At 44.1% G+C, this 26,980-nt stretch carries 31 protein-coding genes; 9 read left to right on the top strand and 22 right to left on the bottom strand.

The genetic code is table 11. The features are described from left to right. Window positions 1-100 precede the first annotated feature (100 nt). Entirely contained in the window at window positions 101-736 is a 636-nt protein-coding gene (locus HYU97_02275; GenBank protein ID MBI2335571.1) for a hypothetical protein, read from the bottom strand. Window positions 737-968: 232 nt separating this feature from the next. Here HYU97_02275 and HYU97_02270 point away from each other — a divergent pair, with 232 nt between their 5' ends. Then, on the top strand, window positions 969-1,211 hold the full coding sequence (locus tag HYU97_02270; protein MBI2335570.1) for a hypothetical protein: 243 nt from the start codon (window positions 969-971) through the stop codon (window positions 1,209-1,211). A gap of 129 nt (window positions 1,212-1,340) precedes the next feature. Further along, entirely contained in the window at window positions 1,341-1,568 is a 228-nt protein-coding gene (locus tag HYU97_02265) for a helix-turn-helix transcriptional regulator (protein ID MBI2335569.1), read from the top strand. Here HYU97_02265 and HYU97_02260 read toward each other — a convergent pair. Beyond that, on the bottom strand, window positions 1,565-2,041 hold the full coding sequence (locus HYU97_02260) for a hypothetical protein (protein ID MBI2335568.1): 477 nt from the start codon (window positions 2,039-2,041) through the stop codon (window positions 1,565-1,567). The two genes, HYU97_02265 and HYU97_02260, sit on opposite strands and share 4 nt — an antisense overlap. Window positions 2,042-2,277: 236 nt before the next feature. Between HYU97_02260 and HYU97_02255 the strand changes: the two genes are divergently transcribed. Beyond that, on the top strand, window positions 2,278-2,511 hold the full coding sequence (locus HYU97_02255; GenBank protein ID MBI2335567.1) for a hypothetical protein: 234 nt from the start codon (window positions 2,278-2,280) through the stop codon (window positions 2,509-2,511). 76 nt (window positions 2,512-2,587) lie between these two features. Here HYU97_02255 and HYU97_02250 read toward each other — a convergent pair whose 3' ends face one another. From HYU97_02250 to HYU97_02240, 3 genes are read right to left on the bottom strand one after another with little or no spacing between them, the layout of a single operon-like run. After that, window positions 2,588-3,547: a permease gene (locus HYU97_02250; protein MBI2335566.1), complete on the bottom strand. Its 960-nt coding sequence runs from the start codon at window positions 3,545-3,547 to the stop codon at window positions 2,588-2,590. Next, complete coding sequence (locus HYU97_02245; GenBank protein MBI2335565.1) at window positions 3,538-4,095, bottom strand: arsenate reductase ArsC; 558 nt, start codon at window positions 4,093-4,095, stop codon at window positions 3,538-3,540. The genes HYU97_02250 and HYU97_02245 overlap by 10 nt, the downstream gene beginning before the upstream one ends. A gap of 14 nt (window positions 4,096-4,109) precedes the next feature. Continuing rightward, window positions 4,110-4,445 carry a winged helix-turn-helix transcriptional regulator gene (locus HYU97_02240; GenBank protein ID MBI2335564.1) on the bottom strand — a complete coding sequence of 112 codons (336 nt, stop codon included), beginning with the start codon at window positions 4,443-4,445 and terminating at the stop codon, window positions 4,110-4,112. A 163-nt stretch (window positions 4,446-4,608) separates the two neighbouring features. Between HYU97_02240 and HYU97_02235 the strand changes: the two genes are divergently transcribed. Further along, window positions 4,609-4,878 carry a hypothetical protein gene (locus HYU97_02235; GenBank protein MBI2335563.1) on the top strand — a complete coding sequence of 90 codons (270 nt, stop codon included), beginning with the start codon at window positions 4,609-4,611 and terminating at the stop codon, window positions 4,876-4,878. 1 nt (window position 4,879) lies between these two features. Here HYU97_02235 and HYU97_02230 read toward each other — a convergent pair whose 3' ends face one another. The 3 genes from HYU97_02230 to HYU97_02220 all read right to left on the bottom strand — a co-directional run bounded on the left by HYU97_02230 (window position 4,880) and on the right by HYU97_02220 (window position 8,148). Further along, window positions 4,880-6,334, bottom strand: a complete 1,455-nt coding sequence (locus tag HYU97_02230) for a hypothetical protein (protein MBI2335562.1) — start codon at window positions 6,332-6,334, stop codon at window positions 4,880-4,882. A 113-nt stretch (window positions 6,335-6,447) separates the two neighbouring features. After that, entirely contained in the window at window positions 6,448-7,458 is a 1,011-nt protein-coding gene (locus tag HYU97_02225) for an inorganic phosphate transporter (GenBank protein MBI2335561.1), read from the bottom strand. Next, a complete protein-coding gene (locus HYU97_02220) occupies window positions 7,459-8,148 on the bottom strand; it encodes a DUF47 family protein (protein ID MBI2335560.1) in 690 nt (229 codons plus the stop codon). It abuts the gene before it with no gap. 19 nt (window positions 8,149-8,167) lie between these two features. Between HYU97_02220 and HYU97_02215 the strand changes: the two genes are divergently transcribed. Then, window positions 8,168-9,511, top strand: coding sequence for a hypothetical protein (locus tag HYU97_02215; protein ID MBI2335559.1), 1,344 nt, complete (start codon window positions 8,168-8,170; stop codon window positions 9,509-9,511). 6 nt (window positions 9,512-9,517) lie between these two features. Here HYU97_02215 and HYU97_02210 read toward each other — a convergent pair whose 3' ends face one another. Next, window positions 9,518-10,720 carry a type II toxin-antitoxin system HipA family toxin gene (locus HYU97_02210; protein ID MBI2335558.1) on the bottom strand — a complete coding sequence of 401 codons (1,203 nt, stop codon included), beginning with the start codon at window positions 10,718-10,720 and terminating at the stop codon, window positions 9,518-9,520. After that, entirely contained in the window at window positions 10,717-11,022 is a 306-nt protein-coding gene (locus HYU97_02205; GenBank protein MBI2335557.1) for a helix-turn-helix transcriptional regulator, read from the bottom strand. The genes HYU97_02210 and HYU97_02205 overlap by 4 nt, the downstream gene beginning before the upstream one ends. A gap of 216 nt (window positions 11,023-11,238) precedes the next feature. On the opposite strand from HYU97_02205, the gene HYU97_02200 reads away from it, so the two are divergent. Both HYU97_02200 and HYU97_02195 read left to right on the top strand, forming a co-directional pair. Then, entirely contained in the window at window positions 11,239-11,496 is a 258-nt protein-coding gene (locus HYU97_02200; GenBank protein MBI2335556.1) for a helix-turn-helix domain-containing protein, read from the top strand. A 14-nt stretch (window positions 11,497-11,510) separates the two neighbouring features. After that, complete coding sequence (locus HYU97_02195) at window positions 11,511-12,809, top strand: type II toxin-antitoxin system HipA family toxin (protein ID MBI2335555.1); 1,299 nt, start codon at window positions 11,511-11,513, stop codon at window positions 12,807-12,809. Window positions 12,810-12,853: 44 nt separating this feature from the next. Here HYU97_02195 and HYU97_02190 read toward each other — a convergent pair whose 3' ends face one another. Both HYU97_02190 and HYU97_02185 read right to left on the bottom strand, forming a co-directional pair. Continuing rightward, entirely contained in the window at window positions 12,854-13,360 is a 507-nt protein-coding gene (locus HYU97_02190) for a hypothetical protein (protein MBI2335554.1), read from the bottom strand. A 542-nt stretch (window positions 13,361-13,902) separates the two neighbouring features. Then, on the bottom strand, window positions 13,903-14,268 hold the full coding sequence (locus tag HYU97_02185; GenBank protein ID MBI2335553.1) for a hypothetical protein: 366 nt from the start codon (window positions 14,266-14,268) through the stop codon (window positions 13,903-13,905). A 192-nt stretch (window positions 14,269-14,460) separates the two neighbouring features. Here HYU97_02185 and rpsT point away from each other — a divergent pair, with 192 nt between their 5' ends. Beyond that, on the top strand, window positions 14,461-14,763 hold the full coding sequence (gene rpsT / locus HYU97_02180) for a 30S ribosomal protein S20 (GenBank protein MBI2335552.1): 303 nt from the start codon (window positions 14,461-14,463) through the stop codon (window positions 14,761-14,763). A gap of 189 nt (window positions 14,764-14,952) precedes the next feature. Here rpsT and HYU97_02175 read toward each other — a convergent pair whose 3' ends face one another. The 4 genes from HYU97_02175 to HYU97_02160 all read right to left on the bottom strand — a co-directional run bounded on the left by HYU97_02175 (window position 14,953) and on the right by HYU97_02160 (window position 20,705). After that, window positions 14,953-16,383 (bottom strand): ATP-binding protein, encoded by a 1,431-nt coding sequence (locus HYU97_02175; GenBank protein MBI2335551.1) that lies wholly within the window; start codon window positions 16,381-16,383, stop codon window positions 14,953-14,955. Window positions 16,384-16,572: 189 nt separating this feature from the next. Then, the gene (holA, locus tag HYU97_02170) at window positions 16,573-17,511 is read right to left on the bottom strand and encodes a DNA polymerase III subunit delta (GenBank protein MBI2335550.1); all 939 of its coding nucleotides are present in this window, start codon (window positions 17,509-17,511) and stop codon (window positions 16,573-16,575) included. After that, the gene (locus HYU97_02165) at window positions 17,511-19,985 is read right to left on the bottom strand and encodes a leucine--tRNA ligase (protein MBI2335549.1); all 2,475 of its coding nucleotides are present in this window, start codon (window positions 19,983-19,985) and stop codon (window positions 17,511-17,513) included. The genes holA and HYU97_02165 overlap by 1 nt, the downstream gene beginning before the upstream one ends. Window positions 19,986-20,039: 54 nt before the next feature. Further along, window positions 20,040-20,705 (bottom strand): tetratricopeptide repeat protein, encoded by a 666-nt coding sequence (locus tag HYU97_02160; GenBank protein MBI2335548.1) that lies wholly within the window; start codon window positions 20,703-20,705, stop codon window positions 20,040-20,042. A gap of 135 nt (window positions 20,706-20,840) precedes the next feature. Here HYU97_02160 and HYU97_02155 point away from each other — a divergent pair, with 135 nt between their 5' ends. After that, on the top strand, window positions 20,841-21,503 hold the full coding sequence (locus HYU97_02155) for a 2-hydroxychromene-2-carboxylate isomerase (protein ID MBI2335547.1): 663 nt from the start codon (window positions 20,841-20,843) through the stop codon (window positions 21,501-21,503). Window positions 21,504-21,735: 232 nt separating this feature from the next. On the opposite strand, the gene HYU97_02150 is transcribed toward HYU97_02155, so the two are convergent. From HYU97_02150 to trpC, 6 genes are all read right to left on the bottom strand, one after another. Then, window positions 21,736-22,425 carry a tetratricopeptide repeat protein gene (locus HYU97_02150; protein MBI2335546.1) on the bottom strand — a complete coding sequence of 230 codons (690 nt, stop codon included), beginning with the start codon at window positions 22,423-22,425 and terminating at the stop codon, window positions 21,736-21,738. Beyond that, the gene (locus tag HYU97_02145) at window positions 22,422-23,018 is read right to left on the bottom strand and encodes an RNA polymerase sigma factor (GenBank protein MBI2335545.1); all 597 of its coding nucleotides are present in this window, start codon (window positions 23,016-23,018) and stop codon (window positions 22,422-22,424) included. Before HYU97_02145 ends, HYU97_02150 begins: the two co-directional genes overlap by 4 nt. A 395-nt stretch (window positions 23,019-23,413) precedes the next feature. After that, a complete protein-coding gene (locus HYU97_02140; GenBank protein MBI2335544.1) occupies window positions 23,414-24,199 on the bottom strand; it encodes a tryptophan synthase subunit alpha in 786 nt (261 codons plus the stop codon). A 7-nt stretch (window positions 24,200-24,206) separates the two neighbouring features. Further along, a complete protein-coding gene (gene trpB, locus HYU97_02135; protein ID MBI2335543.1) occupies window positions 24,207-25,397 on the bottom strand; it encodes a tryptophan synthase subunit beta in 1,191 nt (396 codons plus the stop codon). Between the two features lie 190 nt (window positions 25,398-25,587). Continuing rightward, on the bottom strand, window positions 25,588-26,205 hold the full coding sequence (locus tag HYU97_02130) for a phosphoribosylanthranilate isomerase (GenBank protein MBI2335542.1): 618 nt from the start codon (window positions 26,203-26,205) through the stop codon (window positions 25,588-25,590). Beyond that, complete coding sequence (gene trpC / locus HYU97_02125) at window positions 26,192-26,980, bottom strand: indole-3-glycerol phosphate synthase TrpC (GenBank protein ID MBI2335541.1); 789 nt, start codon at window positions 26,978-26,980, stop codon at window positions 26,192-26,194. Before trpC ends, HYU97_02130 begins: the two co-directional genes overlap by 14 nt.

The following is a 26,980-nucleotide window of genomic DNA, read 5'->3' as shown; positions in this document are numbered from 1 at the left end:
GCCTCAATCTTCCCCTGCCAATGCCGCTCCCTCGCCTCACGCTTATTGATGTCTGCCATTCATCACCTCCTGGTTATGGCAGATCTTTTATATCATTTCCTTACCGCTTGTAAGATGGACTTGCTTGATCGCTTACTTTGTCCCGACTTTTGAGCAATCGCGCAAAGAGGAAAGAATGAATCTGTCTTTCCAGAGTAGGAACACTCCAACCCTCTTTTTCAGCTTCAATCTCATAAAACAGACGTTCGTTTCTATTCTCAACTTTGGTCAAAGTTCGATAATGCGACCAGCTCAGCCGAGAAGAAAAACTTTTGATCAAATCACCATTTTTAATGGCAAGACTCATGTCATCCAAAACTCCACAAGCCTTGTGGAGTTTTTTATCGGGATTGAATTCTCCACAAGGCTTGTGGAGAATCTCAGGAGAACGATCTGCGAAGACAAGGTAGAACTGTCTAAAGTACCACAGATTGGTGGTAGAGAATCCTTTTCCATATTTTTGGATTAATTTATCTGAAAGGTCATGAACAAGCTTTCTGCCATATTTTGCACGTTCTTTCCCACCTTGCAGTTCTTGCACAATTTCCTGTCCAATGAACCAATAGGCAACGACCATGTTGCTGTTTACCGATCGAACCACATTAGCCCTGGCCTGCTCTAAGATGGAGACTACTCGTTGAAACAAGTTGTCTGAGGAGAGGTGAATTTTAACAAGTGTCTTTTGGGTTTTATTCATACACCCAAATCAAAGCAATTTTTATGCCAACAAAGATTTTAGAGAATTCAACTAGATAGAAAAAATTAAGACCCGAGAAATGGTCTTATTTTAGGACAATAAGAATGAAATCCAGAATTTTGTCTGAAGTCTTAATTACTCCAAGAGAAATCCGACTTCTTGGAGAATATCAAGACAAATGAAATATAAAATCTCATTTCGAATTTGAATGGGACCATGGGAAGGAAGTAGTATGAAGAAATCTTACGCAAAATCTCTAAAGGAGTATAAAGAACCGGTTCAATTAGATGCCGCCAAGATTCTTGAGGCGATGAAAAGATATAAAAATGCTCGCAAAAAGCCAACTAGTGTTGCCTTGGACGATTCTACTATCTCTGAGCTAAAACGAACTGCTGAAAAACAAGGTATTCCGTATCAAGTGTTAATCCGTGTTTTTATTTTGGACGGGTTAGAACGGCTTAAGAAAGCCGCCTGAAAACCAGGCTGTTGGTTGGATGATTTCGACGCAGGCGGTTTTTGGAAACACATTGTGGAACTAGAAGGCCAACAAGGTGATTCATGAAAAAAAATTAACAAAAAAGATTTTGTTTCGGCCCGAGATCCGGTGTCTATCGCACCAGGTGAAATGCTGGCCGCACTTCGCAATTTACAGGGGCTCACTCAAAACGGGTTGGCTAAAGAAACAGGAATGACTCAAGCCAATATTTCCAGCATGGAATCCGGGCGGCAACAAATTGGTAGAAATCGCGCGCTTGTACTAGCCAAAGCACTCAAAGTCCACCCTGCTGTTATCATGTTTCCTAATTACAAAGTGGTTGATAAAGCAGCCTAACACCCACACTCCCCTTTAAGGCCTGTCCATCGATAGGTCTGGCCTTCGATGGTTAGAATCATCCTAACGACATATCCTGTTACTTCGCAACTCTCATCCCTTGGGCTACATACAAATGTTGTTTTGCGATTCAATTCTAGGCGAATGGGGCCGCTTTCATAGACATTTGAAAATCGAGCGCCAAGTCTTGGCTTTGCGGATGTCTCCGTAGAAGATACCCACTTGAGCTCATAGCGCTTCCCCGCAATCTTGATAATGGCGGAGCTCTTCTCTTCAATATCACTCGCCACCAGAAAATGGCCCTTTGCATCCCCGACTATACACCCACACCCGGAGGGAAAATCTTTGTCGAGCTCGAGCCGATCTAATATGGGTGATTCTGCCCAACACGGCATTGCGAATAACAACACCACCCAGAATGCAGAATAGAATACCCATGACGGATGAAACAAAAAATAAAATAATTTTATCATATTAATTTTCCTCCGTCATAAAATTTAATAACACTCTCTTCATAGGCTATTTTAGAAACTAAAATAAGGTTCTGAGTTATTTTACAATAAAGAACACCCATGACGAAGGAATAAAAAATTAATCTAAAAACTAAACCCTGATGAATTCGACCTTGCAAGCTTTTATAGTATAGTGTACTATATTGTTGTACATGGCTCAGTTTGAATTCATACTCTGGCTGGTTTAAAGAAAATTTATGCCAACTTACGTAAAGCGATTGAAAATGTATGATAAAATTGATTTTGATCCCAAAGAAATCATTGCCGGCATGAGCCGTTTGAAAGGCAGCCGTCGCAAACCAACCAGTGTTGCACTTGAGAAAGATCTACTTGATGAGCTAAAGTCACTCGCCAACAAGCGAGGCGTCCCCTATCAAGTCCTCATGCGTCTTTTGATAGCAGATGGCATTAAACGTCTGAAAGCTGCCTAGTTCTCATGTTCACTAATCGAAGGAAATGCAAAATTAAATAATTTCTACAAGTTAATTTTCCTCCGTCATAAAATTTTTACACCAATAAGAACTGAAGAAAATTAAAGAGGTACCCAATAACTATAATGGCCGCTGTCGTCACACCAAAGAAGATTGTGATCAATTGTAATTTCATCGCACGCCTGAGCATGATGGCTTCGGACAAACTCAGCGCGGCAATGGCCATCATAAACGCCAGTGCAGTGCCAAGCGGTATGCCTTTCTGAAATAAAACCACAGCTATGGGGACAATGGCTGCACAACTGCCATACATCGGCACACCAAGAATCGTGGCAATCGGGACCGAAAAAGCCCCGGTTTTATTGATGATCGATTGAATCGCTTCTTGTGGCACATAATTGTGAATGAAGGCACCAACCCCAACCCCGACAAGAACCCATAACCATATTTTTTTAACGATAGAAATCGCTTCGCCATATCCAAACTTGAGTCGGCTTGTCATGTTGGGATACACCTCCCTGTAATTAGACCCATTACTTTGTGTGATAAAATCAGTGACCAGATAGCGATCAAGTTTCATGCGACCCAATATTATTCCCGAGAGAATGCCAATCCCCAAACCGCTCAACACATAGAGTGTTGTGATTTTCCAACCAAACAGACCCAACATGATCACCACCAGGTATTCATTAATCAGTGGGGATGTGATCAGAAATGAAAATGTTATGCCCAATGGGACACCGGCCTCCAGAAACCCGAAGAAAAGCGGTATCGATGAACAGGAACAAAATGGTGTTACCGCACCAAAGAGAGATGCAAATACGTTACCAAGACCCCCTTTTCGAGACATCCAACGTTTTATCTTGTGCTGTGGCAAATAGGTTCTGATAAAGCCGATCATCGCGATCAAAAAGAAGAGTAGCAGCATAATCTTGATTGAATCATAAACAAAAAAATTTACTGCTCCTCCTATGTGCGTATCGGGGCCAAGACGCATCACATCATATGTCAGCCAATCGGCAAATTTTAACAGCAAGAGGAGCCTCCTTTTTTATTGCCTGTGCAGCATGATGTTTTTTTGGCTTTATCTTCGAGCTTTTTGTCGAGTTGATCGACAATTTTTGCGATGAATCCTTTTTTTGCTTTGTTCAGTGATTCTGGCAAGGTGTCCACAAACGCTTTGATTTCATCTCGAACCTTTCGGTAGCAATTCAGCTGATCCTCTTCAGAAGCACCCCGATCTGCCATGGCTTTTGCCAATCGTGGTGGATCGTCAAACGGGTGGTGTATCTTCGTAGCCTTTCCAGGAAATACCGGGCAGGTTTCATGGGCATGAGAGCAAACCGTAATGACGTAATCAAAAGGGATGCCCAGCACATGATCCACATGTTTTGACTGGTGATGGGATATATCTATACCCACCTCCTTCATGACTAAAACGGCACGGGAATCGAGCCCGTGGGGGTTTATGCCAGCGGAATACGCATTGATGCTGTCGGCTTTCATATGTCGAACCCAACCTTCAGCCATCTGGCTTCGGCACGAATTCCCTGTACACAAAAACAATATGTTCAATTTTTCCATAGTGGGTTTCTCCTTTAGAGATTTTTCACCAACATTTTAAATTGGCGTAATGAGATGGGTTCAAGACAATAACACGTAGACGGCCCTCTAATTTCACCGCGAATCAGCCCCACCTTTTTCAATACCTTGAGGTGCTGAGACACCGTTGCCTGCGACAACGGCAACTGATCAACAAGGTCCCCGCAAATGCAGCCCTTAGTTTTTTTTAGAATAGTAAGGATTTCAAGACGGATGGGATGCCCCAATGCCTTGGCAATTCGGGCCAAGTTCTCCTGATCTTGGCCTGGATTTACATTACGCCGAATGCGCTTGTTATTTTCAGGACAACACTCTTTTTCTTTTTTTGACATCGGCCTACTTTATCGTAAAATTACGATAAAGGAAAGCTATTTTTTGGGTGAAAATATCTATGACTGAGAAAATAAAAAGTAAAATAAGGATAAAAATTGTTTATCCCCTTTAAGGGATTTTCTGAATGCCTCCGACCGACGCGAACGTGACCGATTGGAATTCATGAGGGCACAGCTTGTTTTTTTTCTGCTGGGGGCCATCGGAGATAAAAAACATTGTCATCTCGGGCAAATCCAAAAACGACATTGGGAACAAACAGCCAAAACAGTGGCCTTTCCAACCCAAAACCTTGAACATTTGTTGGAAGACTTGCAAGAACGGGGGCGGCATCTGGAGGATGCGGTCAGCGACTTTAATAAGCTTTTGCCGGCACAGCTCATCACGACCACTCTCGCACAGATTAAAAAACAACTCTCAAAACTCCTCCAATAAGTTAATGCGGAGGGGGATAAAATCGACAAACTTGATCCTGATAGTTAATGAATCCACCTTGAGATTGTTGTTTTGCTATGTCCAAACATGAGCTTAGACAATCAGAGGGGTTAGTAGCGGTTGTGCAGTCATAAAAACAAGAACCGTCATTGTAGCGATATCGTGAATCAGTAGTGTCGTAGCGAAGACAAGAAGGGGTAGCTTCCGCAAGTGACGTGCCAGCAGCCAATGCCTGGCACTGCCAAGCGTTGGTACAGGGGAGCCTTGCACCGCAGGCAAGATCCCCTGCACAATCGGAATCATTACAGTCTGTGGTTCCATCAAAATCGTTATCACTTCCATCGGTGCATTCTCCGGTTTCATAAAGGGTCTCGGCAACGCAACAGTTGCTCACGCAACTCACATTGCTTGTCGTAAATGGGTCGGTGAGATCGGTATCAGCAAACACCTGACAGGCAAAATCACTGGTGCAGGAGATTGTGCCCGAACCACAAGGACCTACTTGGCAATAGGGGTCAGCTGAACAATCGGAGTCATTGCAATCGGTATTGCCATCAAAGTCGTTGTCTTCACTGTCGGAGCATCGCCCGGTTTCGGAAACAACACAGCAACCACTCACACAGGCAACATTGTCTGTATTGAACGCATCATTGGAATTATTGTCTGCAAAAAGTTGACAAGCAAAGTCGCTGGCGCATGAAACCGTTGCGGTGTTGCACGATTCTCCGGATTGCTGACTGCACAGATCATCCAGATCATCCAACTCCGCCACTTCATTATTAATACATGCGCTGCCACTCTGAGAGTCTCCGCTGGTCCCCGTGCTCCATATTGCTGAAAACCCAACCGTATCCGTAGAACTATCTTCATGAGTCGTAACTAACCCCGAACATTCACTTTCAGTTCCAAACGTGGCGGTCAGAGTTTCAGAGGAAGTGCATCCACTGAAGCTATATTCAACGGTACCCTGAATGCTGCCCGTAAGCGTCAAACTCTCGCCGCATTCTTCAATAACACATTGGTCGAAAGTTATGGTGATGTTGCCGCTGATGCTTGAAGATGAACCGCTATCTCCATTCGTCGTTTGACAGCTCTGTTCGGTCCTGTCAGAACTAAAAACCGTCGTGATGGTCCCGGAAGCTTCACCATCAACAGTACAATTGCAGGTTATGGTAAAGCCTGTTGTCGACCCGGTGTTGATGCTTTCTACGCAATCGCTGACACTTGTCGAGGTAGAGATGTTTTCGGCTGATAGCGAAGAATTCAATTCATTGGGATGAACTGCAGACGATAGAAGAGAGGTTTCAATCGCCTTCACCGCTGCCGTAACTGAACCCTGGCCCGAGGAGACGGTTGTACTTGTGTTATTACTTCCCCCGCCGCCACATCCCTCAATGCCACTTCCAAGCAATGCGAGAGATAGACTGAAGCCCCATACAATTGTTAATATTTTCATATAGTTAGGTTATCATCGTGCCATTTTCACAGCACTCTCTAAGTACCCCCGCTTTTTTAATTGTACTGCGTTTTAAAAATTATTTTCAACGCAAAAAGCGGAGGGGGAAGTGTTTAAGCCAAATAGGCAATAAGTCGCGCCAAACCGTAAGTGAGGGCAGCAATTAAAGCAGATGCCGGAATGGTGATAACCCACGCCCACACAATGCGAGAAGCGACTGACCAATGCACGGCCCCCAAACCGTGAGTAGCACCTACCCCCATAATGGCGCCCGTAATCGTGTGAGTTGTCGAAACTGGCACGCCCAATACCGTGGCCCCAAACAATGACAAAGCCGCTGAAGTTTCTGCGCAAAAGCCTCCAGAAGGCTTCAACTCTGTGATGCGCACACTCATGGTCTTGATGATACGCCAACCACCCAGCATGGTCCCTATGGCCATTGAAAAGTAGCAAAAGAAAATAACCCAAAAAGGTACATAGAAAACTGGCCCTAGGTAACCCGCGGTAAATAACAACATTGCAATGATACCCATGGTTTTCTGGGCATCGTTGCCACCATGCCCCAAACTATAAAGTGCCGCCGACAAAAGTTGAAGCCGTCGAAAATATTTATCCACACGCGTAGGCTTAGAACGTGCGAACAAGATATTGACTAGGGCACCCAACACAAACCCCAAGAGCATTCCGACTAAGGGAGAAATAAGAATAAAAATGCCAACCTTGATAATGCCGCCCCACACCAACACAGAAAATGTTTGTGTCTTGGCTAATGCGGCCCCAACTAGGCCACCAATGAGTGCATGAGAGGAAGAGGTGGGAAGCCCCCAATACCAAGTCACCAGATCCCAAATGATGGCACCCATCAGCGCCCCAAAAACTACCCACATGTCAACGATGTGTGGGTCTACGATGCCTTTACCTACGGTTGCGGCTACGTGCAAACCAAATACAAATGCGGCTGCAAAATTAAAAAAGGCTGCCCAGATGACTGCCTGTTTGGGCGAAAGAACTCGCGTCCCCACAATAGTGGCCACCGAGTTGGCCGCATCGTGAAAACCATTGATGAAGTCAAAACCCAAGGCTAGAATTACAAGCGTAATTATGAGAAACAATTGAAGTGTCATTTATGCGTGCTTGAGAATAATCCCTTCAATAATATTAGCTACATTTTTGCATTGATCCGTAGCTGCTTCTAATTTTTCACCCAACTCTTTGAGTTTAATAAGCTGGAATGCATCTAAACCATTACTAAAAATGAGTTCAATCGCAGCATTCAAGACAACATCCGCTTTTTTCTCTAACGATTTAATCTGAATGCAATGTTTAAGCACATCATGAAATCTTTTGGGATGACTTAGGTCTTTAACCGCTAAAGCCACCTCATCGGCTGAAGCCGAAACCAGGTCTGCCAACTCTACCAACTCACTAGGAATGGCATCAACATCATAACGGGTAAGGCGATTACCAATATGATAAACATTGTCTAGGATATCATCCATCCGGACAATGAGATTGTGCATGTCGGACCGATCAAAGGGGGTAAGAAAGGTTTCACGCACTAAATTAATGGTTTCGTGAGTAACGCGATCACCTTTATGTTCACAATCTTTAAGCTCTTTGAGCAGATCGACTCTTCGCTCTTTTTCCGCAATCATCTGACACAACAATCTGGAACCTGCCGAAATATTAGCAGCCAGTTGGTCAAAGTGGATGAAAAAATCATGAGTCTTGGGGAAGAGCCTTAAACCAGAAATGATTTGGCGTAAGCTTCTAAGAGGGGGTTTGGAAATTGCAATATCTTCTTGATTGGTCATAAATCACCTCGCCCGCCTTATGCCACTAGATGAATCAAAGGCAAAGAAGAAAAAGAGAGGAATGAAAAAAGATTACATTCTTGGCTTGGCTATCTACCGTCAATCGATTATGAACAGTACCTTGCTGGACTTTCTCGCAAACACTTTTGTTGCCCATATTCATCTTCCCACCCGCGTGGCCCTCTTTTCCCTCTTTTTGATTATTATTGGTCTTTTGTTCGTTTCATCACGAAATTTTCTTGTTTTGCTTGGCTCAGCCGGCTTGCTGATGTTCATCACCTCTCCGCTCTACATAGGCCTTTTTGTGGGTGTCACCTCGCTGCTTTACCTGATTTTTCGAAGGCTTGAAGAAAGCCCTCATCGCAAAGGCCTAAGCTACCTTTTGGCAGCGTTCTTCGTGTTCATCCATTTTGCCGCGATGAATTTTGAATTGCTTCACTCGCCCTGGACAGGGCCTACGATCCACAAATTTGGCATTGCCTATTCGCTGATTCGCCTGCTTATGGTGGTAGTTGATGTGGGGAATGGCAAAAAAATCCCACTAAAATTTTTTGATTATTTAACCTACCTTTTTTTCTACCCCACTTTTTTTCAGGGTCCCATTGAGAGAATAGAAGAATTTAAACCAAACCTGGCACTTTCATCCCCTCTTCCAACAAAACCATGGGCCCAAATTTTTTTGCGAATCCTTGGGGCGTTTTTAAAAAGTTGGGTCGCCCTTTATTTTTTCACCCTCGATTGGAAAAATTATTTTGATTACCCCCAGCAATACTCTTATTTATATTTACTTTGGGGCATGTATGCCCGCGCGATCAGTTTTTATCTTTTTGCCTCTATGGCCAACGATTTCGCAATCAGCTTCTCAAGTTTAGGCGGCTTTCACCTTGAGGAAAATTATAACTATCCTTATTTCAAACGAAATCTCGCAGAGTTCTGGCGCTCTTGGCACATGACCTTCACCCGTTTTTTAAGAGACTACGTTTATATCCCACTGGGGGGAAGCAAGCGTCATGTTTATTTCAACTATCTGGTTGTTTTTATGGCGATTGCCTTGTGGCATGTGCCTAGCCTTGCCTTTGTCATTTGGGGTTTGTGGCATGGATTGGGGATGTGTTTTTTAAGGCTCTGGAAAAATTTTTGGAGAAAGATCGAAACAAAAGACTCCGGTTACTTAAGAAGCCTGCAACTTTGGATGAGGGCACGGCCCCGTTTCACTTATAGCCTCTCGACTCTCTTCACCTTTCACTTTGTCGCCTTAAGCTGGCTGCCCTTTTGGGGTGGCCACCCCCAGGGCTTGAGCATGATTTTAAGGATTTTGACCGGCAACCAATGGAGCTTGTTTTTATGGGAAATAAAAAATTAACCGATTTCAAGAGAAAAAATCAGAAATTCGTTTTGTTGCAGACAGGCTCACTCCTGCTTTTTTTGCAAACTTTTTCCATGACACCACAGCCGATCGAACCTCCTCCAAAATGGTTTTCATGATGGTTTGAGAAAGCCCCGCCTTTTTACCCAATTCGAAAAAATGTTTCGCTTGGGGATTTTTGCCTTCACCCGCAATCGTCATTTGGTGCTCACCCCCCGGCCCCAAACTGAAGGTTAAGTCATAGGCCGGGGAAAGACTCCAGTCCCCGGTTTCAAAATCCATAAGAAAGGCAAAATTTTTGACATGGTCATCCCGATTATGAGCCAGCCCATTAAAGACCATACGACGAAAAGCTTGCTGCACATCCTTTTGATTTTTTGTAAGAAGCGTTGTTGCCCGAAGCAGATCGGCATAGTCACAGGAGGGAATGCGAAAATTGGAATGAACCAAATTGCCAAACGTGTGCACGTGATACCGATCGTTTTTGCTTCGATCAAAGCGTTTGATTCCAAAAAAAGAGGCGACCTTTGTTTTAAAAAGTTTTGTTTCCGGCATCGTGATGCCTGCCGCCCGCGCCATCAGGGAATAGGCGTATTCTATCGTCCCCGCATCCGGCAGATCTTCTTTGGCACAAAACTTGATGATCCAAGGATCAAAACCTTCTGGCAAATCTTGCGCACCCGAAACAATTTTATCCCCTTGAATACCAACCACAACTTTGGGTCTAGCTCCCGCCGGGCTTCCCCCGGCCTGCAATAATTGGGGCAGAACTTCTCTTGCCCTCCCTGCTAGCAGCGCCTGTGCGTGTGTTGCCAGTATTGATAAATCAAAAGGACCTGCTTTTTGCTCCACCTTTTCAGATGGCGGATGATAGGTCAATGCGCCCATAGTACGCATACCCAACCAAGCCAAACGATCCAGAGGGGAAGCAGCCAGCCTCAACTTTTGAAAGTGACGATTCATTAATAACAAACCCCAACCGTCGGGCAGGGAGTCTTCAAAAAGCCCCGGCAAAGGGCCAAAGGATAAATCCTTGTGTTCAAACAAATTTGGTTCAAAGGGTAATCGGAAGGGAGAAAGATTGAACCCCCGGCTTAACCACTCGGGGGCATATTCAAAAAAAATGCGCCCACTTTCTTCCGCCAGGGTTCCAACTTCAAACGACTCTTTTGGAGTACGGGTGAAACGGACTTGGATTTTTTTCATTCTCTTCCCCTTTTGGGAAAGGCCGCTTCCCTTTCCAGTTCAGCCAGACTATTGGCGGAGGGACGTTCGGCCAGCCTGTTGAATTCATCTAAACACCCTAAGGCATGGGCAAGCCGCAATAAAGAAGCAAGAGAAACTTCACCCGAACTTTCAAACCGCTTTAGAGAACCAAGCGTGACCCCCGACCGAGCAGCCAAGGTCATCTGCTTCCAGCCTTTTCGCAGACGAAACCCCTTGAATCGCTTGGCGATAGATTGCTTAACTTCCTCGGGTGTTTGCAACGACAAGGCCCCTGAAACCATATTAACAAACTATCATGAATGTAAATAAAGGACAATATATTATATATAAATTGATAATTTTATAATTATAGATAATATAATATCTATTATGTCTGACCGGCAATCAATACAGCTTATTTTTATGGGAAATACTATCCTCTCAAAAGGATAAACTTGACTTATCCTTTAAAAAGGATAAAAATTATTTATCCCTTATAAGGGCTAGAAAGGGCTGTCATGACAAAACATTCCAAAACCCATGCACTGGAACCGGTGGTGCGCAATTCGGCTCAGTTGGGGACAGCCTTGCTCCGCTTTCGCAAACAGGCAAAATGGACCCAGCAACAGGCAGGCCTGAAGTCTGGCATCAAACAATCCATCGTATCGCTAATCGAATCAGGGGCACCCGGCACCCAACTCGGCACGCTCTTTAAGCTCACAGCCGGTCTCGATCTAGAACTTGTTTTGAGAAATCGAAAAAAAACCATGCCTTAAAATAAGGAGCTTTGATGGGACGAAAAAGAAAACAGCTTCGTCTTCAGGTGTTACTGAATGGTCAACAAGTTGGCACGCTGACACGAAGCGCTTCCGGGAATGTGGCCTTTGCCTATACCGACAAGTGGTTACAAACAACCGGATCCTTGCCTGTCTCACAATCAATGCCTCTGCGGGAATCACCTTATCAAGGTGCAACCGTCGAGGCTTATTTTGACAACCTGCTCCCCGACAATGATGAGATTCGCCGCAGATTGGCAGAACGAATGGCAACCAATAGCAACAAGGCGGTTGATCTGTTAGCAGCCGTGGGACGTGATTGTATTGGTGCACTGCAATTCATCCCTGAAGGCGAGCCGGTGTCGCCGCCAGGGCCTATTCAGGGCGAGGTACTTTCCGAACAGGAGATCGGCGACCTGCTACGCCACCTAAAAACCGCTCCGTTGGGGCTCGACCGCGAGAAAGAATTTCGAATTTCTATCGCCGGGGTTCAGGAAAAAACTGCTCTTTTGTACTGGAAGGGGCGCTGGCACCGGCCCAAAGGAAGTACACCAACGACCCATATTCTAAAGCCGGCTATGGGCAAACTGTCGAATGGAATCGATATGAGCGCGAGCGTTCAAAACGAATGGTTATGCCTGAAGTTGGCTGAACATTTTGGTCTTAGGGTTGCAAAAGTAGATATAAAAAATTTTGGCGGCATCAATTGCCTTGTCGTTGAGCGTTTCGACCGACTTTGGTCCCAAAATAAGAAAGACATTTCCCGCATACCCCAGGAAGACCTGTGTCAGGCCTTGGGCATTCCTTGGGCACAAAAGTATGAATCGGATGGGGGGCCGGGGATCGCACAGATTATGAGTTTCCTCAACGCCTCCGACCAGCGTGAACGGGATCGCTCAGAATTTATGCGGGCACAACTGGTTTTTTTTCTGCTGGGGGCCATTGACGGACACGCCAAAAATTTCAGCATCAACTTGCTATCAACCGGTTTTTATCTCACACCGATTTACGATGTCGTGACAGTATGGCCTGCCCTGGTAGCGCGACAGATCGAACCAAAACAAGCCAAACAGGCCATGGCCATCGGAAACAGAAAACATTATCACCTCGGGCAGATCCAAAGACGACATTGGGAACAGACAGCCAAAGCGACGGGTTTTCCAGCACGAGACCTTGAGCATTTGTTGGAAGAATTGCGAGAGCGGGGGCAGCTCATGGAGGCTGTAGTCCACAACTTCAACAAGTTTGTGCCGGCACAGCTCATTACAACCGTTCTAATACAAATTAAAAAACAACTCTCAAAACTCTTCTAGTAAAAATCTGCTTTAAATAATTTCAATGAGTTAATTTTCCTCCGTCATAAAATTTCCCTAGTTTTGAATACACGAATAGTGTGCTCTTCATGGGCAGCAATGACAATAGTGCGTGCTTCGCCAAGTTCATCTTTTTTTAATCGAATAAAAATAGCTGGTTTGCCATTGGCTCCACCATATAGGTTGTAGTCTACGTTTTCTACGACCCCCCAATCTAATTGTGCGGTTCTACTGCCTGAAATATCATCTTGCCTTACTAATACCTCTCGATCTCTCATCAGCCCATTAAGAAAACGCGTTTCTTGCCTTGCTTCATTGTGATAGTGCCGAGGTTCAGCTTTTATGTCGTCTACCAATCTTCCAGCTGCCATATTTTGTGCGGAGACAGCACCGAAAAGCTCGTCTGCCTCGCGACGAGGAACACCTGTGGAAAACCTTTGCGTTCGATAAGCCTGAACCAAATGGGGTGACTCTCGTGCCGGTAGCAGATTGGCGCCTAGGGTTGAAAGTCGAACAGTTTCCGCATGCCGGCCATCCATAGTCTGTACCATAATTGTTCCACCAGAACGGTCATGGTACCCCCCATACCCTACCGAAACTTTCGGTTTAGAGGTATAGAGCCAAACAAACGCCCTTTCGTCATGCCCGGAACATATCGTTCTTCGCCAAATTGACGAGCGTATTCCGTAACGTTATTTTGCTCTATTTCTCCCCTTGATCTTGTTACGATACCCCAATCACCTAAACACGGTTCACCGATAACTAAATTTATTCCACAGCCCATACCAGTGCCTACTGTCCCACCTATAGCCACTGCAGTACCCACGAGTGCTGCGCCAGCTGCACCCCCTTCTGCTAGAAGTGTGCCTACGCTTGTAGTACCAATTTCATAAGCAACAACAGCACTGGAAGTGGTTACAGTTGCGGCAACTGCTGTTTCTTTTCCCCTTCGAGCAATAATGGATCGTGTCCAATCTCTGATATTTAGCAATCTATTAAAAAAAGAACTCTCCCAGTATTTATCGTAAACAGATCTTGCAGTTTGAGCTTTCTTTAATAACTCCTCTATTGTTTCAACAGACTGGCTAAATTCTTAAGATGCCGCACCTAGTCTATTTCTAATACCTGGCAGGGCTTGTTCTACAATGTAAGTTGCCAAATTATCCTTTGAGTAGGGGCTTATTCCACGAACTGCTCGAGATGCGCGGGTTAAATATTGAGTAGCCTCTCGAAAAAGCACCTCTACTTCTTCTACGGTGGACCTTTCAACCATGTATTTTATGAACCTGTCTCGAAAATCACGGGTTTTACTGGATGATTCAAGAGAGTCAAACAAAGCCCGAAGGGCATTGGCAACTCTACCTGTACCACCCTCCACAAGAAGTTTATTGACTTCGTATCCAAGACCAGTAGCTTCATGTCTTGCAGTATCAATCAAACCTTTAAGGAAATCAGCCATTTGGTTCTCCTTTAAAAAACCCTGCCCCTTAATTAGTTTTTTCGGGAAAAATAGAAATTTGGTTCCTAGAAACTAGAAACTTCGTATACATTCTGTATACATTCCTACACAAACGCACACCTTATGGATGGTCCATTGACAAAGGGTTCAGGCTTTGTTACGGAAGGGGCCCTTAAATGTTACAGAGGATTTATGGCTGACGCAAAAGCAGTTAAACGCAAGTTGCCCAAAGGGCGACACACTTCGCAAATTAAAAGGCAACGGCAAAACCTAAAACAACAAGCCCGTAACCTCACGGTTCGTTCGCAGGTAAAAACTTTTATTAAAAAGGTTGTGCATAGCATTGAACAAAAAGATAAGGCCCAGGCCACCGCAGCTTTTCAAAGTGCCAGCCGTATCATTCAAAAGGCTGTCACCAAGGGCATACTCCACAAAAATAATGCTGCCCGTAAGATTAGCCGCTTAGCTAAGAAATTAGCCAAACTCGCCGCTTAACAAACCCAACTCCTTACTAAGGACTTCATAAGTTTCTACACATCTTGCTTCAGCTTATGGCCTACGACTTCGTCCGATTTCACAAAAAGTCCTCGATGTAGCACTTTGGCTACACCTCCGGGCTTTTTGCTCATCGTCCTTGTCTCGGCTCATAATCTTGTGCAATATGTGTAGAAACTTATGAACTCCTTAGTAAGCACTCAAGAGCGTGGAGAAATCGATAATGTTAGAAAAAAAATCGCTCTCCAAAACGGAATCATCAACTCCATTGACATGAATGAGAACAGGCCGAACGGAAAAGCCGCGCGGAATTTGTAATCTTCTTATTTTGTCTTCGACTTGACGAACGACTTCCTTCTGTACGGGCCGGCCGTGAAACTTAATCTCACAAAGATAAAGTGTATTGAACTTCGTTTGGATCAAAAAATCAATTTGGCACCCCTCTCTTGCCCCCGCTTTTGTTTGAAAATAAGGGTCAGACCACAAAACCTCATGCGAGGCAATGCCAAGACGTTTAAAAAGAAGAGGCCTGTTTTTTCGCCCAAGCACTAGATTTTCAAACTGCAATCCCATAATGGAAAGCCAGGAAGAGGGCAACTCTCCTGCCGCGCCGCGAAGAATTTTCTTTTTTGCAGGCTCGATGTATTTCAAATAAAATCTAACGTAATTATCACTGAGTCGATAACGACTCAGTTTGGAAGGAGATGCGGTCTTAATGTCCCATGTATAATCCCGCGTGATAAAACCAGTTTTGCATAGATCATCCAGGCAGTGACTGATATCTCCTCCCTTTTTTCGTCCAAGAACCTTTGCGATGACTTCAATGGATGCTTTTTTTTCGCACAGAAGCCCAACGATTTTTTTGTATTTATCGCTTCTTTTAGAGAATAAGTCTGAAAATATTTGTTCAAATTCGTTAAACAAGAACCCTTCTGGCCGAAAACAAAGATGCTTGATATTTTCTTCAGCAGTTTTTTGCGGTTGGATTTCTTCCAAGTAACGTGGAACACCCCCCGTGATGTTCAAAATTTTCAATTTTTCATAAGCCGAAACCAGGAGTTTTTGTTTGAACCAAAATTGATTGCATTCTGGCAAAGAAAGTTCTTCGAGAGTAAGGATGTAAGAAATCCGCCCGACAAAACCTGAGCTACTTAAGATGTTTTTTTCAATCCATGTCGATTGCGACCCTGACAAAATCAAAATAAGCTTCTGATTTTTTTTGAAGTCGTTATCCCAGACAGTTTTTAATTTCCCCAAAAAAGTGGGGTCTTTCATCCCCATCCATGAGATTTCATCGAAAACGACAAGGATCCTTCCGGCATGACATTTTTGCGCAACAGCCTCAAAAAGATCTCCCCAGTCCTGACTGCCGAGAGAAGGAATGCGATAGTGGTGCATTTTTCTTTGGAATTCATCTCTCTGGTGTTGTGCCATTATTCCTTTTGTCGGTGGAAGACCGGAAAAAAAGAAGGCCTGTTGAAAAAAACGCGAAAACTCCTCTCCCAGACGGCTTTTACCAATACGACGCCTTCCTTTGATCACGGCAAGGCTGGCGCTCCTTTTTTCCATAAGGGCCCGAAGCCCCTCCATCTCTTCTTTTCTGCCGACAAAATGGGTCATTTTTATTCCACACCAAATCCATAAATTCTTTTTTGGTGTAGGTTTATGATTACCCAAAAAGCCACACTAAATCAAGTTTTTTGTTTTTAGTGAGAAAAATGACAAAACCTGAAACAAATAGAGATTGCTTCGCCATCATGGATCCTCAGGTCTTGGCCCGGGATGACGTGGACCGCAATGACAGGGAAATTAATTAGATAGGCTCTTGAGTTCAAGGCGAAATCGCCGCTCCCCTTCTCGTTCACTTTTTAAGATTTGATCTAAACGTTGTAATTTTGTAATCACGCTTGGTTGTAAGCGCGCCCCTAATTGCTGCAGCTGTTGTTGGTAGCGGCTTAACGCTGCATGAGGCATGGGGAAAAACCGCTGCACTTCACTTGCCCCTTCTTTTTTCAAAAATAATAAAATATTAAAATGCCTCAGTAACAGGCTTAAAATTTTTACATAGGCTTCGCCACTGGCGACTAAGGCTTTTAAGCGTTGCTCAATCTTTAATGCCTCACCCATGGTAACGGCTTCGACAAAGTCAAAAATGTTTTCTTCTTTAACTTGAAAGATTAATTCCCCCACATACGAAGCGGTAATGGCGTTAACTTGGCCAGCATAAGTAATCACTTGAGCAATAAAATTTTTAATGGCCCACAAATGATTGCCCATTTGCTCGATAATCAGTTGAACCGCATCGGCGCTCACGGACCTACCCTGTTGTTTAAACTCGGCTTGAATAAATTTTAGTATTTCTGCCTCACTTAAGGGCGTGCAGGCAATAACTTCTGCCGTTTGATAGATGGTTTTGGCAAGGCTGGTGCGTTTATCTAAACCTTCACTCACTAAAATACATACCGTAGTGGGCACCGGGCGTTTAAGATATTCTATGATCAATGCTGATTCTTTTTTGTCTGCCCTGTCGACACTAGATAATAAGCATACCCGATAAGTAGCCATACAAGGGTAGTCTTTGGCCTCACGCAAAACTTCTTCCAAAGTATTATCCCCTTTTACCCATCGGCCAAAATTTAAACTTTCCATCCCTTTAGGTAATACTTTGGCTTTTAATTGCAAAATCCATTGCTCCCGCAAGTAACTTTCGGAGCCTTCTAAGAGGTAGACTGGTTTTAAAGTAGACATTAAACCACCAAGCTTACTAGTTTCTCGGGTACATAAATGGCCTTTTTAAGAACCTTACCTTCCAAGTAAGGCCGGACTTTTGGATTCGATTTGGCCAGGGCAACAATTTCTGATTCGACAATACCCCGTTTTACTTCTAGCTTGGCTCGCACCTTGCCATTAACTTGCACGACCACCGTGATTTGGTCTTTTACCGTGGCTTGATCATCATGGGTGGGCCAAGCCACTCCGCTTAAACTTTCATCACCGGTTAGGGTTGTCCAAAGTTCTTCAGCAAAGTGAGGCACAAAAGGCGACAATAAAAGGCAAAGATTTTTGAGGAGAGTGAATAAAAATTTTTTATCTTGTGGGCTCACCAACAACGATGGCGAAAGGCTTTGCAAGGTATTCACTAAAATCATGATGGCTGAAATGGCCGTATTAAAATGAAAATTTTTCTCTAAATCTTCGGTCACTTTTTTGATGGTGATATGCATTTGTTGATATAACTCATGCAACGCCGGGTTACTGGGATGGGCCGTATTGTCACTCTTCACCGCCAAGGGAATCAATTCGCCATAAAGCCGCCATACCCGATTCAAAAAACGAAACGAACCCTCGACCCCTTGGTCGTTCCAATCCAGATCACGCTCGGGGGGTGCAGCAAATAAAGAAAAAAGTCGCGCGGTATCGGCCCCATATTTTTCAATTAAATATTGAGGGTCGACCACGTTGCCTTTACTCTTGCTCATCTTGGCACCATCTTTGATCACCATCCCTTGGGTGAGTAAATTTTGAAAAGGTTCATCGATTTTAACGTAACCTAAATCGCGCAATACTTTGGTAAAAAACCGCGCATACAAAAGATGCAACACCGCATGTTCAATGCCCCCAATGTATTGATCCACCGGCATCCAATATTGAACTTGTTTGGGATCAAAGGGGCTTTGAGTTTCGCTTGGCGAACAGTAACGCAAAAAATACCAGGAAGAATTAATAAAGGTATCCATCGTGTCGGTATCGCGACGCGCTAGCCCTTGACATTGCGGGCATTGGGCTTGAACAAAACTTTGGTGTTTGGCAAGAGGCGACCCACCTTCACCGGTAAATTCAACATCCAGCGGTAATTTGACCGGAAGGTTTTCAAGCTTTTCTGGCACCACCCCACAGTGGGGGCACTCTAACATAGGGATGGGGGTCCCCCAATAACGCTGCCGGGAAATGCCCCAGTCACGTAGTTTATAGGTAACGGTGCCTGCCCCAACTTTTTGCTGTTCTAATTTTTCAACAATCTTTTTCTTGCCCTCTTCACTAGGAAGATCGTCAAATTCTTGAGAGTTGACCATGGTGCCAGGTTCTTCATAGGCAGCCGTTAAATTTTGGGGGTTATTGGGTTGTTCAATAACCACCTTGATGGGTAAGTTATATTTTTTAGCAAACTCAAAATCGCGCTGGTCATGAGCTGGCACGGCCATCACGGCCCCCGTACCATAGTCCATCAATACAAAATTCGCTGCATAGATGGGGACTTTTTCACCCGTCAAAGGGTGAATTGCATAGCGGTCGAGAAAAATCCCTTCTTTTTCATAATCATCAGACAGGCGTTTGTCGCGGTCGATCGAGGCGGCCCGCTCACGAAAAATTTTGATCTCTTGGGCTGACTTAAGGTCTGGCAACCAACGGTCGATTAAGGGATGGCTTGCTGCCAAAGATAAAAAAGTCACGCCATAAAGGGTGTCGGGGCGGGTTGTAAAAATCTCGATTTTCTCATCGCTGCCTTCAACCGTAAAAAAAACATTGGCCCCCTGCGATTTGCCAATCCATTCCCGTTGCATGGTCAAGACCCGCTCGGGCCAACCTTTTAGCTCATAGGTTTTTTGCAACAATTCTTCGGCATAGTGGGTAATTTTAAAAAACCATTGCGCTAGTGGTTTGAGCATAATGGTCGTTTCGCAGCGCCAACAGCGGCCCTGCTCCACTTGCTCATTGGCCAAAACCGTTTCGCACTTTTCACACCAATTGACCAAGCTCTTCTTTTTATACGCCAAGCCCTTTTCAACCATTTGAATAAAAAAAGCCTGTTCCCAACGATAATAGTCGGGAGCAAAGGTCGTAACCTCCCGTTGCCAATCATAGCTAAACCCCATGGCGGTTAATTGCTGTCGCATATAAGCAATGTTGGATTCGGTCCACTCCGCAGGGTGAATCTTTCGTTCAATAGCCGCGTTTTCAGCCGGCATGCCAAAGGCATCCCATCCCATGGGGTGCAACACATTATAACCCCGCATGGTAAGAAAGCGCGCCATCACGTCGCCAATGGAATAATTGCGCACATGGCCCATGTGAATTTTCCCCGAGGGATAGGGAAACATTTCTAATAAATAGTACTTAGGTTTTTTGGGATCTGCCTTAACCGCAAAAGTGTTATTTTGTTGCCAAAATTTTTGCCATTTGGATTCGATCGTTTGTGGCTGGTAGTCTTTGGGTAAACTCATGCAAAAGCATTAGAAAAGGAATGACAAATCATCAAGTGATATTTTAAAACCCATTTATTTAATCATACCCCTCAACCGATCGGCATAGGCCGATTCAAGATGCTCTAATGCCTCAAGCTCTTTTTTGGCTTCCGCATGTTGGCCCTTTTTAATATACCAAAGCCCTAAATTATAGTGAGCCTCTACGACTGTGCCATCCAGTTTGATGGCCTTTTTGTAGGCCTCGCCTTCTTGCTCGGTCATGCCCTTTTTGCCGTACATCAAACCCATGCTGTAATAAGCCGGGGCGAGGTCGGGTTTAACAAGGGCTGCTTTTTGATAATATTCCAAGGCCTTGTCGGTGTTGCCCTTTTCATCCCATACTCGACCCAAATTATAGACCCCTTTAAAATGTTTTGGATCCATGGCAATGGTCTTTTCAAAATCGGCCAAGGCCTGGTCCCAGGCTTGTTTTTCACGATAGGCCACACCCCTGGCAAAGTAATAATCGACTTGACTGGGATCGAGTTGAATCGCCGAATTAAATTCGGCCAAGGCCTTTTCCATTAAATCTGATTTCCCGGCCAAGGCCTCCGATTGAAATTTCCTGCCCACATCATAGTGTTGTTTGGCTTGCACCGGATCGAGTTTGGCAGTTTGAGAAGAAAAGTTTTCATTTGATTTGCCAGAACAGCCTAAGCTAAAAATAAAAAGAATTAAAAAACTATTTACAATTTTCATAAATGCCCCCTAAGATTGCCGTCATCGCGAGGGCCTTCAGGCCCGTGGCGATCTTCAATTTTATAAAACTGAAGATTGCTTCGCCCTGCTGGACTCGCAATGACAACATATAGCATTATCCTGTAACTGAGGCTTATGCGTAAAGCAGAAATTAATTTTTATTTTGATTACTTATCTCCCTACGCTTATCTGGCTTGGTTGCGGGTGCAGAAACTTTGTAACCAATATGGTTGCAATCTTAAAAATCACCCCATTCTGTTAGCGGGTCTACTGAACCACTGGAAACAATTGGGGCCGGCAGAAATTCCGCCCAAGCGGGAGTTTGTCTTTAAAGACACCTATCGCTTTGCAAAAACCCATAACATCCCCTTTCGATTGCCCAAGAGTCACCCTTTTAATCCGCTCATGCCTTTGCGACTTTCTTTAAAAGAAACGGCGGGCGATCAGCAGACGCAAGTGATCAACACGCTTTGGCAAGCCAGTTGGGGCCAAGGCCGCGATATTAGCACGGTAGAAGAACTGACCAAAATTTTAGACGAAGCTCAATTGCCTACTTCAAAATTATTAGAAAAGATCCAAGACCCGGCTATTAAAGAAAAACTAAAATCCGAAACCTCAGATGCCATTGCCCAGGGCGTATTTGGAGTACCAACGTTTATAATAGATGGGGAACTATTTTGGGGTAATGATCAACTTACCTACCTTGAAATGCACATTCAAGGCCAAGACCCACTCGACCTGACCCCTGCTGAGTTAGAATTTCTCCATTCCCATCCTCGTAGTGCTAGCCGTATTTGAAAAATTAAAGAGAAGAGTTGGGGGCAGGCCTTCACGAAACCCTTTGTGCGAGAGCGACGAGTCATGAGCATCAAAAAAATGTATGGTTTGTAGGAGTTAGGGTATGACCAGAGGGAATACACTAACTCCTAAACAAACCAACATTTTTTTGATGCGGATACGAGGAGTCCTTCGCTATGCTCAGGATAAACTCCGCACGGGTTTCATGAAGGCCTACCCCCAACTCTTCTCTTTAATTTTTTAACCAGCGTTCTTGTAATATTTGAGCTCGTTGGGAGTCCACGCTTTTTAGGTAGGAAAATTCTTGCAAGGCTTCATAATTTTTGCCCAAGCGAAACAAGGCATCAATGCGAATCGTTAAAACATCGGCATTGCGTGAATAAGTTGGATGTTCTTTTAAAATTCTTTCTAATAACTCAGCCACACCTTCATAATCACCCTTGGCCCTGAACCGTAAGGCCTGCTGAAATTTAAAGGTCGCCATATATTCCATGACCATGGGGTTTAAATCTCGAGCGGTCAATTGGGGATCCATCGCCATAGTATCAATAGGGTCTTCTTGGTCTCCAAAGCTGGCTAGAGAAATCCCCCTATTCGGCACTACAAAATTTAAATCTTGATTACTCACCGGCGTTGGTAACGCGCTAACAACCTTATGCGTGGTATTTTCGCTCACGTGGGTCGTCGATGTTGTATTATTAAACAGCGCACGAAAATTTTGCAGGCCCAAGGTCAACAACACAGCCGCCGCAATGGGCAAAACATAACGCATGGTTCTTTTTACAAAAGAGGCCTGGCGGGTTGCTTTGGCTAAAATTTTGACATGTAAATAAGGAGAAACCGCAACATCTGGCAATTGGTGAAATAACGCACCTACCTTGCTCATTTCTTGAATTAGTTGTTCGTCTATTCGATCATTCATATTCTTACTAAATCTTTGAACTTAGTTGTTTCAATCGCTCTTTTTAAACCCTCTAAGGCATACCGCATCCGGCTCTTCACCGTATTAACTGAAACTTTTGTCATGTCGGCAATTTCTTCAAATTTAAACCCAAACTTTTCTCGTAACAAAAAAACCTCGCGTTGATCTTCACTCACCTGAGCTAATGCCCATTCTAAAACTCTTTCTAACTCATTGGCACTGCTCTGTACTTCTGGCCCTACGCTCTTACTTTCAACCTGTTCTAACCTCGGTGTCTCTCCATCTTCTTGCACCTCATCGAGCGATTGCACTTTGCGGATCCGTTTCTTTCGATAATGATCTACACAAAGATTACGTGTTACCGTGAACAACCAAGTCTTAAACTTCCCTACTGGTGAATATTCAGCAACACTTTTAAAAATTCTAACAAAGACTTCTTGCAATAACTCTTCGGCTTCTTCGCGGTTACCAATAAATCGAAAGATAAAATTGAAAACGCTATGCTGATGCCGCTTAACTAAAATTTCAAAGGCCTCTTGCTTGCCGGCTTGAAAGGCCAACATAAGACTTTCATCACTTGGCTCCACATTCATACCCTCATGTCTTATGCTTCAAGCCCAAGGCCGTCAAGCTTACTGTTAATACGAGCTAAGGTATTGAAAAGTTTTAAGAAGTTAAAAATATTTCGACCTGGCCCCAAGCCATTCTATGTACAAAAGGCTTTTGTCAGAATATGACATAATTATATGTAATTATTAAGTATTTTATAAATAACCTATTTACCCGAAGTCTTTTCGAAGTAGGCTCAAAGCCAATAGAGAACCTGTAGCGCAGAAGGGAGGCCTATGATAGTTTCTGTCATTGCGAACCCAGCAGGGTGAAGCAATCTTCAATTTTAAAATGTTGGAGATTGCCACGCTCGTTATCATGGGTCCCCGCCTTCGCGGGGATGACACCGCTCGCAATGACAGGGGAAACCCTGCTGGGTTCAGACCTTACTAAGACGATGGGCGAAAGTTTGTAACTTTTTGGCGGCTATTTTAGGAGAAAATTTTTCGATGATTTGCACCAAGGCGCTCCCCACTACAATGCCATCCCCAACCCTCGCCAACTTCTTAGCCGTAACCACATCTTTAATACCAAAACCCACCATTACCGGTAACTTCGACATTTTTTTTATTTTGGGAACTAAACTAAAAATTTTTGCGGATTGGGTAAGTTTTGCGCCCGTAATCCCGGTGAGTGAAACAAAATAAATAAAACCCGAAGCCAACTTGGCAACTTGCTGCATACGTGATTCGTCACTGGTGGGTGCTAAAAGAAAAATAAGGTTGATGTTGTGGCGCCGACATTCTTGGTGTAAAATTTTTGCTTCATCAGGGGGCAAATCCACAATCAACAAACCATCCACTCCAACTTTTTTTGCACTAGCCACAAAATGCTTAACGCCAAATTTGAAGATGGGATTATAGTAACCCATCAAAAGAATGGGAATCTGCGATAGAACTCGAATTTTTTGCACTAAACCTAAAATCGTTTTTAAATGAGTCTTTGCCTTCAGGGCGCGCTCATCAGCCCGTTGAATTACCGGGCCATCGGCCATGGGATCAGAAAATGGCATGCCCAATTCAATAAGATCCACCCCCCCTTTTTCTAAGGCTTCTACAAATTTGAGAGTCGCCGAAGGATGAGGATCGCCCGCAGTTAAAAAACCTGCTAAAATTTTTTGGCCTTTTTTCTTTTTTTGAGAAAATAATTTTTCGATGCGATTCATATTAATATTATTCGAGAGTAATTTTTTTATACTCAGCCACAGTTCCCATGTCTTTGTCTCCCCTTCCCGATAAATTCACCACCACCACCGCACGCCTATCTAATTGTTTGGCTAATTTTTTAAGATAACCTAAGGCGTGCGACGATTCGAGGGCCGGCAAAATGCCTTCTAGTCGAGTGAGCAGATCAAAGCCTTCCATGGCTTCATCATCGGTTACGGCTACATATTGAGCACGGCCGGTTTGTTTAAGGTAGCTATGCTCCGGCCCAACGCCAGGGTAATCAAGGCCCGCTGAAATAGAATGGGTGGGTAAAATCTGCCCATCGGCATCTTGTAATAGATAAGATTTACTGCCATGCAACACGCCCACTTCACCTTTTACCAAGGTAGCTGCATGTTGCTTGGTGTGCAAACCCAAACCCGCGGCTTCAACACCAATGAATTTGACCTTGGTATCTTTAATAAAAGGATAAAAAATCCCCATCGCATTAGAACCACCGCCCACGCAGGCTACGAGGGCATTGGGCAAGCGACCTTCTTGTTGTAAAAGTTGTTTTTTGACTTCACGACCAATCACCGCTTGAAAATCGCGCACCATCACAGGATAAGGATGGGGGCCAGCGACCGTGCCTAAACAATAATAAGTGGTTTGAATGTTAGTGATCCAATCACGCAAGGCCTCATTGAGCGCGTCTTTGAGGGTGCGTGTTCCACTGGTAACCGATAATACCTTAGCCCCTAAAAGTTTCATGCGAAAGACGTTCAACGATTGGCGATGAATGTCTTCTTCCCCCATATAAACTTCACAAGGGATGTCGAGCAAGGCGCACATCGTAGCGGTAGCCACCCCATGCTGGCCAGCACCAGTTTCAGCGATCACGCGCTTTTTCCCCATGCGCTTGGCCAACAAGACTTGACCTAAAGTATTATTAACTTTGTGCGCCCCGGTGTGACAGAGGTCTTCGCGCTTTAAATAAATTTTTGGGCCTTTTAAATGTTCACTTAAATTTTTTGCAAAATACAGCGGAGTTGGCCGCCCCACATAATGGCGAGCATAATCTGCAAAGGTTTTTTTAAAAGCAGCATCTTTGGAAAAGCGCCGGTAAGCCGCTTCTAATTCTGCCAAGGCCGGCATGAGAGTTTCGGCCACAAATTTGCCACCAAATTCACCAAAATGACCATGTTTGTCAGGATTCATTTGATCACCCGTACTAAGGAGGACATAATCTACTGCACATATGACACAGGATCATGAGCCGAGACAAGGAAGATGAGCAAAAAATTCGGAGGCGTAGCCTAAGCTACGTCGATGAATTTTTTGTGAAATCTGACGTAAGTCGCAGGCCATGAGCCGAAGTCAGATGTGTAGTAGATTATGTCCTTCTTAGTTAGCCCGTCCCTTTAACATGATTAATAAAATCAAGCATGCGGATTTTTAATTTAACACCCGGGCTCACTTCAACTCCACTGGCCACATCCACCATCATGGGATGCGTTTGTTGAATGGCATTTTCTACATTATCGGGCGTTAAACCACCTGCTAAAATAATGGGTTTGCCAAACTTTTTTGCTTGATTCACTAAATTCCAATCGCAAACCTGCCCCGTGCCACCATAATGGTTAGCACTATAAGCATCGAGCATGATCCATTCACAATCGTAGCTAGCAATTTTTTCTAAGTCTGCTTCATGATGCAAGCGAATGGCCTTATACCAGGGGCGCCCCAACTCATTGAGCTCTTCGGCCGTTTCATCACCATGAAACTGAAGATAATCTAATTCTAATTGAATGGCCAAATCAACGACCTTATGCAGAGGCTCATTAACAAACACCCCCACCTTCGGAATACCACCAGGCAAATCCGGAAAAATCGCCGCAGCCATTTCTGGATTTAAATAACGGGGAGACTTTGGATAAAAGTTAAACCCCAAATAGTCAGCACCGGCTTCAATGGCATTTAAACAATCTTCTAAATTAGTAAGCCCACAAATTTTAACGAGCACCATGAATCAGTTCCTCTAAAGCACGGCCTGGATCAGGCTTAATAACCAGGCTCTCTCCAATCAGAAAACCTGCGACGCCTTTCTTGTTTAAATCAACCAATTGCTGATGACGGTCAAGGCCACTCTCGCTAATCAATGGCACATTTTTACTAACTAACGGCAAAATTGCTTCTGTCTTACTTAAATCCACTTCAAAAGTATTTAAATCACGATTGTTAACCCCTAATAATTTAGGGTTAGAAGTTTTGGCTAATTCTTGTGGATCATAAACTTCTACTAAGACATCCATGCCTACTTCGCTAGCTAAACCTTGTAAATCCTGGATTTGCAGCTTAGAGAGCATTTTAGCAATGAGTAAAATGGCACTGGCACCAGCCACTTTGGTTTCATAAACTTGATACTCATCAAAAACGAAATCTTTGCGTAAGAGTGGCAGCGTTACTTTATTTTTTATTTGTTTTAAATGCTCAAGGCTCCCGCCAAAAAAATGCTCGTCTGTTAATACCGAAATGGCCACGGCCCCGGCCTTGGCATAGGCCACGGCAATTTCAACGGGGTTAAAATTTTTTCGCAAAATCCCTTTAGAGGGAGAACGATGTTTAACCTCGGCAATAATTTTCAAAGCTGGATTTTTTTGAGAAAAGGCTTTTACCAATGAAGGTGCCATGTCAATATCTTTAGCTTGAGCTTGAAGTTCAGCAAGAGAGACTTGATGCTTAAAATGGGCCAATTCCTCTTGCTTATATTCGTAAATAGTATCGAGAATTGTTTTAGCCAT

The sequence above is a fragment of the Deltaproteobacteria bacterium genome, assembly GCA_016183235.1.
Classification (GTDB): domain Bacteria; phylum UBA10199; class UBA10199; order DSSB01; family JACPFA01; genus JACPFA01.
Note: the sequence above shows the minus strand (reverse complement) of the source record. Positions and strands in the feature narration are given on the sequence as shown.